Origin of the sequence: uncultured Granulicatella sp. (assembly GCF_938030755.1) — a bacterium.
Taxonomy (GTDB): Bacteria; Bacillota; Bacilli; order Lactobacillales; family Aerococcaceae; genus Granulicatella.
Map to the genome: position 1 here is coordinate 1 of NZ_CALHIF010000021.1, position 16135 is coordinate 16135.

Below are 16135 nucleotides of genomic sequence, written 5' to 3' on the forward strand. Positions count from 1 at the left end.
GTGTTCCGCATTAAATGTGAATTAGCAGGAGTAGCCCGCTTACGGACATACTCCTGCTTTGAAGCTTTAAAGGTGAGAGACTTCGGCTCGAACCGGTGCAACGTTACAGCTATTATAAAGAAATCCGCATGGTTCCTACGAAATCAACCATATAAAAAACAGCAAACCAGATTGATTTGCTGCTTGTTCTCTAAAATAAGTTTATGCTTTGGATGGTTTGGATAAGAAGAATAGGTAAAGTCCAAAGGCTAATTTAATAATGGCATCGATATAGGCGATGGTCACGAGGGAGCTTTGCGGAGAGAGGTATCCGACCGCTGCATTGATTACGCATGCCAATCCTAGGAAGATCATTGATTTTCCATGGACGAAGTAGTACGGGAAGAAATGGATCCCTGTTGCAAGAAGTGCACCTAACCAGATGAGTCTCCAGTTTTCTGATTCAAAGAATGGCCCTCCTAAGAGTACTAGCAAAATAAATAAGAGAATCACTGAGTATAACGATACTTTTCGTTGGAAAGGCGTTGAAGGTCCGTCCGAAAACTTATGAAGGACTTTTTTATTCAGATTGATAGAAAAGAAGCTCACCATATAGCCGATACTAAAAACCTGCATATTAATGATTTGTTCTCCACCTACAACTGTCGCGAGTGCAATCACGAATGCGACTGCGATGAGCCATAAGCCACACGCTTTTTTGTAGTTGAATTCTAACGTTTCTCCTTTGTTATAACCTAAAAATGACATACGAATTCCTCCAGTTCACTTTGAAACTTTTAACGACATCCTCTATTCTACTCCTGTAAATATCGGATTTCAATCATCGCACTTTTTATAATTGATTTGATTTACAAGAGTCGTAGCAGAATTGATTTCGAAGGAACTGCGGATTCTATAGTAGCAGTAACGTGTTACGCATTAAATGCGAATTAGGAGGTGTAGGAATTCATTCCGTACACCTCCTTTGAGGCTTTAAAGGTGAGAGACGGTACGGCTCGAACTGATGCAACGTTACAGTGATGATGAAGATATCCGTTAGAAAAGGCGGAATCATTTCTTTTATAAAGAGCACGCACCAAAGTACACTTAAATTTTCAGTAAATTCTACTTGCATTAGTGGTATTTTTTTATGGATACAAGTATACTAGAATAGTATATGCATAACGGAAAGGGGAATGTGAGATGACTCAAAATCCTGCTTTAGTTCAGTTGACAGAAAACGCAAAACAAATCTATCAACTGATTTCAAAACAAAAAACACATCTTTGCTTGGCGAAATGCCCTGCTTTCGAAGAGATTATTGACACACAATTATTTGGTTTATCAAAACAAGTAGAATTTGCTGTAACGATGGATTTAATCCATGCGAATGAAGGACATAAAATTATGGCAGATTTGGAGTATGCTTTAAATGATATGTATACCCAAATCTATGAAGAAACGTACCAAAAGTAGAGGAGGACTCTCGTGTTAAATTTTCATGAAAAAATGAAACGCCTCCTAAAAGTAGATCCGCTGATTATGGGGTTATATGTATTGCTTTCTGTATTTGGACTAGTAATGGTCTATAGTGCAAGTAGTTATTATGCCTTAGTCAATCAAGGAAACTCCGAAGCTTTTATGGTAAAGCAGCTCTTATATATCGTCCTTGGGGTGTTATTGGCGCTAGAAATTTCCATTCTCCCAGAGAAATGGATGAAGAGTGAAAAAGTGATGGGCGCTACTTTTGGGGTCATTTTTGTACTACTGGTTGTCGTATTGTTCACGAAAGGAATAAATGGGGCCAAGAGTTGGATTAATTTAAAAGTGTTTAACTTACAGCCTTCGGAATTAGTCAAACTTTTTGTAATATGGATTTCTGCCTATTTATATAGTAAGAATGAAAGAAGTAAGCGAGACTGGAGATTCTATTTAGCCCCAGGGGGAGTCACTATCTTCCTCTTTGGAATGATCATGCTTCAACCCGATTTAGGGACGGGGATGATTGTAGTTGCAGTGGCGCTTTTACTAGGGTTAATGACAGGCGTTTCCAATCGTGCATTAGCTTCCTGGGGGGCAGTTTTTGCATTTCTGTATGGAATTACGTATTTAGATCCTTCCATCTTTGAAAAAATTGGACTAAAAGCTTATCAAGTTAGTCGTTTTACATCATTTCATAATCCTTGGTCGGATGCAACAGGTTCTGGATATCAATCTATCCAAGGGTTTCTAGGATTGTCTAGAGGGGATTGGTTTGGAACAGGACTATCGAATTCTGTTCAAAAAACGGGATTCCTTCCAGAAGCCCATACGGACTTTATCTTAGCCATTGTTGGAGAAGAACTCGGATTTGTCGTTATTTTGGTCTTGATGCTGACAATTGTAGGATTTATTATTGCGATGATCTATAAAGGAAACAAGTGTCGAAGCCTGTTTGCAAAATACTTATGTTATGGAGTAGCCATTTTATTTTTAATCCAATCTGGAATTAATATCGGGGCGCTAGTCGGATTTGCACCGTTAACAGGGGTTCCACTGCCGCTTATCAGTTATGGAGGGTCTAGTTTCCTAGCCTCTAGTGTAGGGGTAGGCTTTGTACTTTGGGCCATTCGAAATGATCAAAAGCAAAAAGAACCAACTCCCCCAAAAGAAGAAGAGATTTCAGAAGAAGAACATAAAAGAGTAGAATTAAAAGCGATGTAGAAGGGAGAAAGAATGGAACAACAAGAAAGACAAGCGCTCGTTGTTTGGTTGTATACATTGAAACCAATTAAACAATTGAAGCGATTTGGAAATATTCATTATATTTCAAAGCGTTTGAAATATATCTACTTATACGTTGAAAAAGATGAAGTAGAAAGTGTGATGGAACGTTTATCTAATTTCCATTTTGTACGTAAAGTTGAGCCTTCTCTTCGAAAAGAAATTCGAATGGATTTCACTCAGATTCTTCCTGAATTAAGAGAAGAAATTGAAAAAGAGAAAGCTGAACAAAAAGCTTCAGAGAGACTATAGAAAAATCCGTGTACTCACTTTGTACACGGATTTTTGTCATTTATAAAAAGAGACCGATGAAGATCGAGAGAGTTCCTAGAATCGTAGCTACTACTAGAAAAAGAATAACAGAAGAATAGGAAAACACAATCCATTTTTTCCCTTCTGTTTCTGAAGAGAGTCGAAGAGAGAATGATTTCAAAAAATCTGTACGACTTAAGTAGGCAAAAAGTCCTAGCATTAAGAAAACTAAAGCGCACATAAATAAAGCGTTGCTAAAGTGTAGAAAGGAGAAGCCACTGGTGACGCTCACGAATAGTGCACAAAGAAGAATGATGCTACCGGAAAAGATTCCGATTTGTTTAAAATCAAATTTCATAAAGTTGCTCCTTTTCATTTATTCCTTACAATGTATCAGAAGTTTTGTAAAATCGCAATTTCTTTTGTGAAACTAATTAGTTGAAACTTTAATTCTTTAGATAGTATGATGAAACAGAATTAGAAGATAAATAATGGAGGTGTAAGGTTGAAAAACTATCTTAAATATATCGCAAAACGTGTTTTTTACATGTTTTTAACACTATTTTTAATTGCGACAATTACGTTCTTTTTAATGAAACTATTGCCGGGGTCTCCATACGCAAATGAGGAGCAACTAACGCAGGCTCAACTTGAAATTATGAATGCGAAGTATGGTTTAGATAAACCAGTATTCGTTCAATACTGGATTTATATTACGGGTTTATTCCGTTTAGATTTTGGACAATCTTTCCAATATAATTCGACGGTAGCGAATTTGATTTTCTCTAGAGTAGGACCTTCTTTCCAACTCGGATTCCAAGCGTTAATCTTTGGAACGATTGTGGGTTCTCTTTTAGGGATGGTGGCAGCCATGAGACAAAATACTTGGGTGGATACGCTAGCAACGTTCTTTGCGATTATTGGTCGTTCTGTTCCAAGTTTCGTGTTCGCTGTCGTTTTACAATTGTTGTTTGGGGTGATATTCCCTATTTTCCCAATTGCTTTATGGAATCAAGGGTTTGTTTCTTCTATTTTACCAACACTAGCACTGTCGATTTCTCCAATTGCTGACTCGGCTCGTTTCGTGAGAACGGAAATGGTAGAAGTGTTGCATTCGGATTATATTGAACTTGCTAGAGCGAAAGGATTAAGTCGTTTTGAAGTGGCATTTCGACATGGTTTTAGAAATGCAATTATTCCACTCGTGACGATTCTTGGACCGATGCTCGTAGGATTGATGACAGGGTCGATGGTTATTGAAAATATTTTTTCTATCCCTGGTATCGGTGAGCAATTCGTGAAGTCTATTTTAACGAATGATTATCCAACGATTATGGGAGTAACGATGTTGTATTCAACATTATTAGTTTTTGTGATTTTAATGGTCGATTTACTATACGCTTGGATTGATCCTCGTATTCGTATTACAGATGAAGGAGGGGAAGTATAATGGCAGAAGTATCTGAAAAAGACTTATTCCAAAGAGTAGATTTGAGTCGCACTGCTGACCGAGAAAAAATCGCTTCTCCGTCTTTAAATTTTTTACAAGACTCTTGGAGACGATTAACGAAAAATAAAGGGGCTGTATTTTCTCTAGTCATCGTCCTAGCGATTATTTTTCTAGCTATCTTGGCTCCAGTGATTGCTCCGTTTGATCCTCTTGAACAAAATGCGCAATTTGCAAATTTACCTGCTCGTATTCCTGGACTCTTTAGTGGTCTTCGAAATGGTGTAGATGTGTATGCGCAACAAGGAGTTCCTGAAGGTGTCAACTTCTATTTTGGTACAGATAATTTAGGAAGAGATTTATTTTCACGTGTTTTATACGGGACACAAACTTCATTGATTATTGCCTTTGCTGCTGCTTTGTTTGATATTACTATTGGAGTGACTTATGGAATTATTTCTGGATGGTTTGGAGGACGGGTAGATACCGTTATGCAACGATTCTTAGAAATTATTTCAGCAATTCCAAACTTAATTATTCTTGTTTTAATGTTATTAGTGATGAAACCAGGTCTCGTTTCGATTATCGTGGCGATTGGGTTTACAAGTTGGGTAACAATGGCTCGTGTTGTCCGTGCACAAACATTAAAACTAAAAAATCTTGAATATATTTTAGCTTCTCGTTCTTTAGGACAAAGCTTTTGGAAAATTGCCTTCAAGCATTTACTACCGAATATGGCAGGCTTGATTATTATTCAAACCATGTTTTCAATTCCTTCAGCAATCTTCTTTGAAGCCTTCTTAAGCTTCTTAGGAATTGGGATTCCAGTTCCGGATGCTTCACTCGGTTCTCTGATTAATGGAGGATATAAAACATTCCGTATTTATCCAAACTTAATGTGGTTCCCATCAGGAGTTCTCTGTGTTTTAATGATTAGCTTTAACTTGTTAGCAGATGGGCTTCGAGATGCTTTTGACCCGAAAATGAAAGATTAGGAGGATTCGAATGAGCGAAACAATTTTATCTATTGAAAACTTACGAATCCACTTCAAAACTTTCGCAGGAGAAGTACAAGCGATTCGTGGAGTTAATCTTACCTTGCAAAAAGGGGAAACCCTTGCTTTAGTGGGAGAATCTGGCTCTGGAAAAAGTGTGACTGCTAAAAGCGTGATGCAATTGTTGTCGAACAACGCGATGGTTAAAGAAGGCTCTATTCTATTTAAAGGGGAGAATCTCTTAGAAAGAAGCGAACGTGAAATGCAATCCGTTCGCGGAAAAGAGATTGCGATGATTTTCCAAGATCCAATGACCTCTTTGAATCCAACCATGAAAATTGGACGACAAATTGCGGAGGTAGTTATTAAACACGAAAAAGCTTCAAAAGAAGAGGCGTATAAACGTGCAGAAGAATTACTGAAGCTTGTAGGAATTCCAAATCCGAAAGAACGGATGAAGCAATATCCTCACCAGTTTTCTGGCGGACAGCGTCAACGGATTGTGATTGCTATTGCACTAGCGTGTAATCCTGATATTTTAATTGCTGATGAACCAACTACAGCTTTAGATGTGACGATTCAAGCACAAATTCTAGAGTTATTAAAAGAACTTCAATGTAAATTCCAAATGGCCATCATCTTTATTACGCATGATCTTGGGGTTGTGGCTAATGTCGCAGACCGTGTTGCTGTCATGTATGCAGGAAAAGTTGTTGAAGTCGGAACTTCTGATGAAGTTTTCTATAATCCTCAACATCCGTATACATGGGGCCTCCTTCGTTCGATGCCGACTTTACATACAGGAGATACTCTATACGCGATTCCTGGTTCACCACCAGATTTATTAGATCCACCTAAGGGAGATGCCTTTGCTCTTCGTAGCGATGTCGCGCTTGAGATCGACCGCGTAAAAGAACCACCAATGTTTCAAGTGTCTAAGACGCATTTTGCAGCTACTTGGCTTCTGGATCCCCGTGCGCCAAAAGTAGAAGTGCCTGAGGAAATTTTAAGAAGACGTAAAATCTTTTTTAGAGAAGGAGGTACGTCTAATGACTAGTACAACTGAAAAGAAGAAACTGGTTGAAGTGAAACACTTAAAGCAGTATTTTGGAACAAAGAAAAATGTCGTAAAAGCCATTGATGATATTTCCTTTGACATATACGAAGGAGAAACATTCGGGTTAGTAGGAGAATCGGGTTCTGGAAAATCAACCACAGGAAGAGCACTATTACGTCTATACCAACCTACAGATGGAGAAATCCTTTTTGAAGGGAAAAATATTGCGACACTAACAAAAGGGAAGGAACTGCTTGAGTTTCGAAAAGAAGCGCAGATGATTTTCCAAGATCCTTACGCTTCACTAGATAGCCGGATGAAGGTGCGTGATATTATTGCAGAAGGTATTGATATTCATCATTTGGCTGCAACAAAAGAAGAACGAAACCAAATGGTCGATGAGTTGCTAGAAACAGTGGGGCTTAACCGAGAACATGCCAACCGTTATCCGCATGAATTTTCAGGTGGTCAGCGTCAACGAATTGGGATTGCTAGGGCGCTTGCCTTAAATCCAAAATTCATTGTTTGTGATGAGGCGATTTCTGCACTAGACGTTTCCATTCAAGCACAAATTGTGAATTTACTAAAGAGACTCCAAAAAGAAAAAGGACTTACTTATCTCTTTATAGCCCATGATTTATCTATGGTGAAATATATTAGTGACCGGATTGCTGTCATGTATCGTGGCCGTATTGTGGAAATGGGCTCTGCTGAATGTGTCTACACGAATCCACAACATGCGTATACGAAGAGTTTGCTATCCGCTATTCCTCTTCCAGATCCTCGTGAAGAGAAAAATCGAAAACGGATTGTTTATAAAGGTGAAGATTTTAATGAAAATGCAACTTTGCAAGAAGTAGAACCTGGTCATTTCGTTTTAAGATAATGAAAAATAGAGGAAAATCGTACTTTTTATGGAAGCTATAGACATTTTTGGTAGAATTCTGTAAAATAACAGTACTATCTGAATTAATAGATAGTCCGCTTTCGTACGCGGATGAATAAGGGTGGGGGATTTGGTGGCATTTCCTCGTAGGAAACCTTAATGAGAAGGGAGAGAAAGTTATGTCAAATCAAGTAGTTTTTGATAAAGTAGCTCAATTGATTGCAAACCGTTTTAGCGTTGACGCTTCAACAGTAACGGAAGGCATGACATTCCAACAAGACTTAGGCGCAGATTCACTAGATGTCGTGGAATTAGTTATGGAATTAGAAGATGAATTTGGAATTCAAATTTCTGATGAAGATGCAGAAAACATCACAACAATTGGAGACGCAGTGAATTATATCACTGAACATCAAGCTTAATATTCAAAAGGAATGGTAGAAAAAATCTACCATTCCTTTTTTATTACCAAAGAAATAAAATATTCACGATGTTCATAAATTAAAGACATTTTCAACATAATGTGTACTGAATATTGAAATGGCGCGGTTTTTAACATTAAAAATAGATGAAAAAATATTAAAAATATAATGAGAAAGAATATTTTAGGTTGCAGTGAGATGGGAATAAGAGTAAAATCTAAGATATTCTAAAAACAAATCCAAACTTGGAGGGAAATACATGAACAAAAAAGCAATTGCTGGTTTATTAGGTGCTGCTTCATTAGTAACTTTAGCTGCATGTAATAATAACAACAAAACAAGTGGTGATTCTTCATCGAATGCTAAAACTGAAGAACGCAAATTCGCTTCTGATGTAACAAACGAAGGGACTGTTATCAAAGGCGGAACTATTAACTACGCTGTGGTATCTGCTTCACCATTCAAAGGGTTAATTAACCCATTATTATACGTGGACTCAGGTGACGGTAGTTTAGTAGACTTCGCATTCGCGTCATTATTTGAATTCGATGCAAACCAACGCATTAAAAAAGATGGCGGTATGATGGAGTTCACTCTAGATAAAGAAAATAAAATTGTAACATTAAAATTACGTTCTAAAGACTATAAATGGTCTGACGGACAACCTTTAACAATCGACGACTACATTTTCACTTATGAATTCGTAGGACGTAAAGATTACGACGGAGTTCGTTACGATGAAAATGCTGAAAACATCGTTGGTATGAAAGATTTCCACGAAGGTAAAGCAGATAAAATCTCAGGACTTGAAAAAGTGGATGACCAAACTGTTAAAATTCACTTAGAAGAAGTTTACCCAGCTTTAGAAATGGGTGGTAACGCAATCTTAGGACAAATGTTACCAAAACATGTCTTCAAAGATATGTCTTATGAAGATGCAGTTAAATCAGAAAAAAGCCGTACAAATGTTGTAGGTAACGGACCATTTGTCGTTGATAAAGTAGTTCCTGGTGAATCTGTAACATATAAGAAAAACCCTTACTACTACAAAGGCGAACCTAAAGTGGATGGCTTAAAAGCGGATGTTGTATCTCCAGATTCAATCGTCCAAGAAATGAAAGCAGGTAAATATGACTTTGCTTCAATGCCTACAGATCAATACGATACTTATAAAAATCTATCAAACATTAATTTATTAGGTACGATTACAAACTACATTGCTTATGTTGGTTTCAACATGGGTCACTTTGACAAAGATAAAGGGGAACACGTATTTGAACCAGGTAAGAAGATGAGTGATCCAGCTTTACGTAAAGCAATTGCTTATGCATTAGATAACGATCAAGTAGCAAAAGAAACTTACCAAGGATTACGTATCTCTGCTAACACATTATTATCTCCATTCTTTGGTGAAATCTATGCGGATAAATCAGAAGTCCCAGGATTCACATATAACCCAGAAGAATCTAAGAAAATCCTAGCAGACGCAGGTTATAAAGATACTGATAATGATGGTTATGTAGAAGACAAAGAAGGGAAACCATTAACCATCACATTATTAGTTCCAGCTGGTAGCCAAACAGATGATGCGGTTATTCAACAATACATCGAATGGTGGAAGAATGTTGGTCTACGCGTTGAATTATTAAACGGCCGTGCGTTAGAATTTAACGCATATGCTGAAAAATTAACAAAATACGCGGATGACTTTGATATGTGGTTAGGTGCATTCACAATTGGTTACAACCCTGACCCAGATGGATTATACGGACCAAAAGCTCGTTTTAACTTCGGTCACTATGTAAACGATGAACACACTAAATTAATTAGTCAAATTGCTTCATCAGAATCATTTGATGCAGCTAAACGTGTTGAATTGTTCAAACAATGGCAAAAATTCGTGTTTGAAAATCCATTCCAACTTCCACGTTTCAACAGTTACTCATTACAAGCAGTAAACAAACGTGTGAAACATGTAGATATCGCTCAAGGTAAAGAAACTGGATGGGAACAAGTAGAATTACTTTCTGATACTGGTGTTGCTGAAAAATAATTGAATTAAATTTTATTTTAAGACCTTGCTTTTGCAAGGTCTTTTTTTTGTATAAAAAGAGGTTTAAATTGAAAAGAATTCTTATTAAAAGCAGTCTAAATCCTGTACTTAAAATAAAGTTAAAAAAGAATAGAGATTTTTCTTGCAAATAATTAAAATTCTGTTAGAATTAACATCAAGAATTAATTTGTCAGACAATTCATCTGAAGTTAGGATGGACTCGAAGTCTGAGAGTGGAGGAAAAATGAAAAAGAAGAGCTTATTATTCTTATCAGCTGCAGCGGCAGCAGTAACATTAGCAGCATGTGGGAATGCTAATAATGGAAATAGTGGAAACACTTCATCTGAACCAGCAAAAGCAAGTTCAAAATCAAAATTTAATGCAGAAGTTACTCATGAAGGAACTGCAATTAAAGGTGGAACATTAAAATACGCATTAGTAGCAGCTTCACCATTCAGTGGTATTTTTATTGATGAATTATCAACGAACTCTACTGACTCAACTATTGCAAGTCAAGTAGATCTATCAATGTTCGAGTATGATGAAAACCGTAAGTTAACAAATACAGGTTTAGCTTCATTAGAATTAGACGTTGAAGGAAAAACAGCAACTGTAAAATTAAATGCAAAAGACTATAAATGGTCAGATGGACAACCGTTCACTATCGATGATTATATCTTTGCGATTGAAGCAATCGGTAATAAAGACTATACAGGGTCTCGTTATAATGACCGTTACCAAAACATTGTTGGAATGAAAGACTTCCACGAAGGCAAATCAGATAAAATTTCTGGTGTGGAAAAAGTGGATGATTATACAGTGAAAATTCACTTTGAAAAAATGTTACCTTCTATGCAATTAGCAGGTGGAGCGATTCCAGCATATACAATGCCAAAACATATCTTCAAAGATATTCCAGTTAAAGATTGGGAACAAAGTGAATATGTACGTGGTACAAAAGTAGTCGGCTTAGGACCGTTCACGATTGAATCCATCGTGCCAGGGGAATCTGTAACCTTAAAAGCAAATGAGAACTTCTATAAAGGTCGTCCTAAAGTAGATAAAATGGTGATGCAAGTAGTTTCTCCAGATTCAATCGTTTCAGAAATGAAAGCTGGAAACTACGATATCGCAAGCATGCCAAGTGCTCAATATGAAGCATTTAAAGATTTAACAAACGTAACATTCTTAAGCTCATTTGCGCCTTCATATGAATACATTTCATTCAAATTAGGAACATTTGACAAATCACAAGGTAAAAACGTAACGAATCCAAAAGCGAAAATGAGCGATCCTGCTCTTCGTCAAGCAATCGGTTATGCACTAGATATCGATTCAGCTGGTGAAAACTTATATCACGGATTGAACTATGGTACAAACTCTATCATCTTACCATTCTTCAAAGATGTATATAACAAAGAGCAAGAAGGATTTACTTATAACCCAGAGAAAGCGAAACAATTATTAGATGAAGCGGGTTATAAAGATGTTGATGGTGACGGAATCCGTGAAAATAAAGATGGTTCTAAATTAACGATTAACTTTGCTGCGCGTACTCGTGACGCAGCGAATGAATCATTAATCCAACAATACTTAATTTGGTGGAAAGAAATTGGTTTAGATGTACAACTTTATACAGGTCGTACAATTGAATCAAATAACTTCTACGTTAAAATTCAAGCAGATGATCCAGAAATCGATATGTTCGCTGGTGGTTGGGGAACAGGTTATGATCCAAACCCATCTAACTTATTTGGTGAAACGGCTAAATTCAACTTTGCTCGTTATGTAAATGAAAAAGGTACTGAAATTATGAAGAAAATTTCTTCAACAGACGCTTTTGACGATGCAAAAAATAAAGAGTTCTACAAAGAATGGCAAGCATATGCTAAAGATGAAGCTTTTATGATTCCAACTTTAGTAGGGGATAGTGTAACTGCTGTTAATAAACGTGTGAAATATTATGACACTTCAATTGCAACAAGTGGTTCTAAATCTCAAGTTTATCAAATTGAATTGACGTCTGAAGATGGAGCAAAATAATAAACTGAAGACAAGTCTAGGAAATTTCCTAGGCTTGTTTTGTTTTTGAAATTTTCTTCAAAAATGAGTAAAAAATGATAAAAATTAAAATAAGATTAAAAAACACTTGCAATTTGATAAAAAATCGAGTATTATAATCCCAACATAAATTTATGGATTCGAAATAAGAGCAAAACAAAAGAACGGAGAATGAATATGAACAAGAAAAAAATGATGATTTTGTTTTCTGCAACGACAGCTTTAACATTAGCTGCTTGTGGCGGAAATAATAGTAGTTCGTCGACAACAAGTACTGAAGCCGGTACAGCCAAAACGAAGTATGCATCAGAAGTCACTCATGAAGGCACACCGATTAAAGGTGGCACATTAAAATATGCTATCGTATCTTCATCACCGTTTTCTGGGATTTTTGCTGATGAGCTATCTCAAGACGCTACCGATTCAAGTATCGGAGGGCTTGTGGATGAAAGCATGTTTGAATATGATGAGAACCGTAAATTAACCAATACGGGTCTAGCCAGTATCGAATTCGATGTTGAGAATAAAACAGCAACGGTTACTTTAAATTCAAAAGAGTATAAATGGTCTGATGGGCAACCAGTCACAATCGATGACTATATCTTCGCTTATCAAGCTATCGGAAATAAAGACTATACAGGTGTTCGTTACGATGGTGATTTTAAAAATGTCGTCGGAATGGAAGAATATCACAGTGGGAAAGCAGACAGCGTCTCTGGTCTTGAAAAAGTGGATGATTATACTGTAAAAATTCACTTCAAAGAAATGAGCCCTTCAATGCAATTAGCAGGTGGTTCTGTTTCTGCTTATATTATGCCAAAACATATTTTCAAGGATATTCCTGAAGCGGAGTGGGAACAAAGTGATTACGTTCGTGGTAAAAAATTCGTTGGTCTTGGACAATTCAAAATTGATTCTATTGTAGCCGGTGAATCTGTGACACTCGTTCCAAATGAACACTATTATAAAGGTGTCGCAAAAGTTGATAAAGTCGTAATGGAAGTCGTTTCACCAGATAATATTGTGTCAGAAATGAAAGCAGGGAACTACGATATCGCGACAATGCCAAACGCGCAATATGAAGCTTATAAAGATTTAACAAATGTGACTTTCTTAAGTTCACAAGCTTCAGCCTATGAGTATATCGGTTTCCACTTAGGGAAATATGATACTGCTACAGGTAAAAACGTAACAAATCCAAATGCAAAAATGAGTGATATAAACCTACGTCAAGCGATGGCGTATGCACTAGATATTGAAGCAGCGGGTCAAAACTTGTATAACGGATTACAACATGCCACAAACTCTATTATCATTCCGTTCTTTAAAGATGTTTATAATAAAGACCAAGAAGGATTTACTTACAATCCTGAAAAAGCGAAACAATTATTGGATGAAGCAGGTTATAAAGATGTGGATGGAGATGGACTTCGTGAAAATAAAGACGGCTCTAAGTTGAAAATTACTTTTGCCGCTCGTACACGTGACGAAGCCAACGAATCATTAGTACAACAATACTTAAACTGGTGGAAAGAAATCGGGTTAGACGTTCAACTGTACACAGGACGTACGATTGAATTGAACTCATTCTATGATAAAGTTCAAGGAGACGATCCAGAAATCGATGTGTTTGCAGCAGGATGGTCAACAGGTTACGATCCAAACCCAGAAGGATTGTTCGGGGAAACAGCGAAATTTAACTTTGAACGTTATGTAGATCCAGAAGGAACTGCAATCATGAAGAAAATCAGTTCGACAGAAGCCTTTGACTCAGCTAAAAACATTGAGTTCTACAAAGAATGGCAAAAGTACGTTCATGATAAAGCGTTTATCTTCCCAACGTTAGTCGGAGAATCGATTACTGCTGTTAACAAACGTGTGAAATACTTCGATGTTAACTTAGGTAGTCAAAAATCAGCTCTATATCAAATCGAATTAACGAGTGATACAGCAGCGAAATAAGGTTTCAAAAAGACTGGCACTGCCAGTCTTTTTTGTTCCTATAGAAAAAAGCTTTAAAAGAAAGATCAATTGGAAGATTTTTATTTCATTTTTTAGAATGAATCAAAATTAAAATAACATGAGAAAAGTTAATTTTTTGCTCATAAATAATAGCATTCGAGCCTAATTCATGGTAAACTAAAAATACGTTGTATTTGCGCTGGAATTGTCTTACAATTTGCATTCAAGCTGGAAGCAACGTATAATAGAAACAATGTTTATTATTTTAAAATACAAATAGTTACACTACAAAAAATAAGGAGGAATCGGATTTGACAATTGATAAGCCACTATTAGAAATCAATAACTTGCACGTTGGTTTCCGTATCAAAGATGATTTTTATGATGCAGTAGATAATGTATCACTTACATTAGAAAAAAATGAAATTTTGGCCATTGTTGGGGAGTCAGGATGTGGGAAATCTACATTAGCGACAACAATCATGGGATTACACAATAAAAACAACACAAAGATTACTGGAGACATTATTTATAATGATGTGAATTTAGTAAACTTAAATGAAGCGTTATATAACAAAATTCGCGGAAATGATATCGGAATGATTTTCCAAGATCCATTGGCTTCATTAAATCCTTTGATGACGATTGGTGCTCAAATCGACGAAGCTCTTTATTATCATACAGATTTAAATGAAAAAGAACGTACTGAACGCGTATTAGAATTGTTAGGACAAGTAGGGATTCCAAATCCACAACGTACTTACAAACAATATCCACATGAATTATCAGGTGGGATGCGTCAACGTGTGGTTATCGCGATTGCATTATCATGTAAACCACCAATCATCATTGCCGATGAGCCAACAACTGCCTTAGACGTAACCATCCAAGCGCAAATCTTAGACTTATTAAATGATATCCAAAAAGAAACAGAGTCTGGAATTATCTTAATCACTCACGACCTTGGGGTAGTAGCAGAAACTGCTGACCGTGTAGCCGTGATGTATGCTGGACAATTTGTAGAAGTAGCACCAGTTGCTGAATTATTTACAAACCCACAACATCCTTATACGCGTTCATTACTACAATCAATCCCACAAGCGGGTTCAGAAGGTCAAGAATTACACGTAATCAAAGGAACAGTGCCACCATTACCAAAATTACCACGTAAAGGTTGCCGTTTCGCACCACGTATTCCGTGGATTTCAGCGGACGCTCACGAAGAAGATCCAACTCTTCACGAAGTTGGACCAAATCACTTCGTTCGTTGTACTTGTTATAAACATTTCCATTTTGAAGGGGAGGAAGCATAATGAGCGGTTTTGTAACTATTGAAGATTTAAAAGTTCACTATCCGATTCGTAGTGGCTTCTTTAACCGAGTAACGGATCATGTTTATGCGGTTGACGGAGTGTCACTTGAAATTGAAGAAGGAAAAACATACGGTCTTGTTGGAGAATCAGGTTCTGGTAAATCAACTATCGGTAAATCGATTATTGGTCTAGAACACGTAACAAGCGGTAAAGTCATTTACGAAGGACAAGACGTAACAAATAAAGCACGTCGTCGAACTTCAGACTACAACCGTAATGTACAAATGATCTTCCAAGATTCACTATCAAGTTTTAACCCTAAAAAACGTATCTTAGATATCGTGGCTGAGCCATTAAGAAACTTCGAACGTTTATCTCCAGATGAAGAGAGAAAACGCGTTATTGAATTAATGGAAATCATCGGATTATCTGAAGAAGCATTATTAAAATATCCACACCAGTTCTCAGGGGGTCAAAGACAACGTATCGGTGTTGCTCGTGCCTTAGCAAGTAACCCACGTTTAATCATCGCCGACGAACCAGTATCAGCGTTAGATTTATCTGTACAAGCGCAAGTGTTAAACTACATGAAACGTATCCAAGATGAGTTCAACTTAAGTTACTTATTTATTTCCCATGACCTTGGGGTTGTAAAACATATGTGTGATGAGTTATTCATCATGTACCGTGGACGTTTCGTTGAGACTGGACATGCTGAAGATATTTATGCAAATCCACAACACATTTATACTAAACGTCTATTGTCTGCGATTCCGGTAATCGACCCTGAAAACCGTGAAGCAAACAAACTTCGTCGTAAAGAAGCTGAGAAATTCTACCAAGAAAATCAAAAACTTTATTATGATGAAAACGGTCGTGTGTTCGATTTACAAAAAATCTCTGACTCACACTTTGTTGCATTAAATCCAAAAGGAGGAAACTAA

Annotated in this window: 15 protein-coding genes; 13 read left to right on the forward strand and 2 right to left on the reverse strand. The window is 36.8% G+C overall.

Translation table 11 applies throughout. The annotated features are described in order from the left end of the window. Positions 1 to 201 precede the first annotated feature (201 nt). Complete coding sequence (locus tag Q0594_RS02090) at positions 202 to 747, reverse strand: DUF6609 family protein (protein ID WP_298729383.1); 546 nt, start codon at positions 745 to 747, stop codon at positions 202 to 204. A 435-nt stretch (positions 748 to 1182) separates the two neighbouring features. Between Q0594_RS02090 and Q0594_RS02095 the strand changes: the two genes are divergently transcribed. From Q0594_RS02095 to Q0594_RS02105, 3 genes are read left to right on the forward strand one after another with little or no spacing between them, the layout of a single operon-like run. Further along, on the forward strand, positions 1183 to 1455 hold the full coding sequence (locus Q0594_RS02095; protein ID WP_298729384.1) for a DUF1507 family protein: 273 nt from the start codon (positions 1183 to 1185) through the stop codon (positions 1453 to 1455). 12 nt (positions 1456 to 1467) lie between these two features. Further along, positions 1468 to 2682 carry a putative peptidoglycan glycosyltransferase FtsW gene (locus tag Q0594_RS02100; RefSeq protein ID WP_298729385.1) on the forward strand — a complete coding sequence of 405 codons (1215 nt, stop codon included), beginning with the start codon at positions 1468 to 1470 and terminating at the stop codon, positions 2680 to 2682. A 12-nt stretch (positions 2683 to 2694) separates the two neighbouring features. Continuing rightward, complete coding sequence (locus Q0594_RS02105; protein ID WP_298729386.1) at positions 2695 to 2994, forward strand: YlbG family protein; 300 nt, start codon at positions 2695 to 2697, stop codon at positions 2992 to 2994. A gap of 40 nt (positions 2995 to 3034) precedes the next feature. Here Q0594_RS02105 and Q0594_RS02110 read toward each other — a convergent pair whose 3' ends face one another. Then, positions 3035 to 3352: a hypothetical protein gene (locus Q0594_RS02110; protein WP_298729387.1), complete on the reverse strand. Its 318-nt coding sequence runs from the start codon at positions 3350 to 3352 to the stop codon at positions 3035 to 3037. Between the two features lie 147 nt (positions 3353 to 3499). On the opposite strand from Q0594_RS02110, the gene opp3b reads away from it, so the two are divergent. From opp3b to Q0594_RS02160, 10 genes are all read left to right on the forward strand, one after another. After that, complete coding sequence (gene opp3b / locus Q0594_RS02115; protein WP_039849214.1) at positions 3500 to 4444, forward strand: oligopeptide ABC transporter permease; 945 nt, start codon at positions 3500 to 3502, stop codon at positions 4442 to 4444. Further along, complete coding sequence (locus Q0594_RS02120) at positions 4444 to 5436, forward strand: ABC transporter permease (protein ID WP_298729388.1); 993 nt, start codon at positions 4444 to 4446, stop codon at positions 5434 to 5436. Before opp3b ends, Q0594_RS02120 begins: the two co-directional genes overlap by 1 nt. Positions 5437 to 5446: 10 nt before the next feature. After that, the gene (locus Q0594_RS02125) at positions 5447 to 6493 is read left to right on the forward strand and encodes an ABC transporter ATP-binding protein (RefSeq protein WP_298729389.1); all 1047 of its coding nucleotides are present in this window, start codon (positions 5447 to 5449) and stop codon (positions 6491 to 6493) included. Next, a complete protein-coding gene (locus tag Q0594_RS02130) occupies positions 6486 to 7379 on the forward strand; it encodes an ATP-binding cassette domain-containing protein (RefSeq protein WP_298729390.1) in 894 nt (297 codons plus the stop codon). The genes Q0594_RS02125 and Q0594_RS02130 overlap by 8 nt, the downstream gene beginning before the upstream one ends. A 179-nt stretch (positions 7380 to 7558) precedes the next feature. Then, on the forward strand, positions 7559 to 7801 hold the full coding sequence (gene acpP, locus Q0594_RS02135; RefSeq protein ID WP_049554341.1) for an acyl carrier protein: 243 nt from the start codon (positions 7559 to 7561) through the stop codon (positions 7799 to 7801). 259 nt (positions 7802 to 8060) lie between these two features. Beyond that, the gene (locus tag Q0594_RS02140; RefSeq protein WP_298729391.1) at positions 8061 to 9854 is read left to right on the forward strand and encodes an oligopeptide ABC transporter substrate-binding protein; all 1794 of its coding nucleotides are present in this window, start codon (positions 8061 to 8063) and stop codon (positions 9852 to 9854) included. A 244-nt stretch (positions 9855 to 10098) separates the two neighbouring features. Next, positions 10099 to 11898, forward strand: a complete 1800-nt coding sequence (locus Q0594_RS02145; protein ID WP_298729392.1) for an oligopeptide ABC transporter substrate-binding protein — start codon at positions 10099 to 10101, stop codon at positions 11896 to 11898. 195 nt (positions 11899 to 12093) lie between these two features. Next, positions 12094 to 13878: an oligopeptide ABC transporter substrate-binding protein gene (locus Q0594_RS02150; protein ID WP_298729393.1), complete on the forward strand. Its 1785-nt coding sequence runs from the start codon at positions 12094 to 12096 to the stop codon at positions 13876 to 13878. A gap of 311 nt (positions 13879 to 14189) precedes the next feature. After that, positions 14190 to 15191 carry an ABC transporter ATP-binding protein gene (locus Q0594_RS02155; RefSeq protein ID WP_298729394.1) on the forward strand — a complete coding sequence of 334 codons (1002 nt, stop codon included), beginning with the start codon at positions 14190 to 14192 and terminating at the stop codon, positions 15189 to 15191. Beyond that, complete coding sequence (locus Q0594_RS02160; protein ID WP_298729395.1) at positions 15191 to 16135, forward strand: ATP-binding cassette domain-containing protein; 945 nt, start codon at positions 15191 to 15193, stop codon at positions 16133 to 16135. The genes Q0594_RS02155 and Q0594_RS02160 overlap by 1 nt, the downstream gene beginning before the upstream one ends.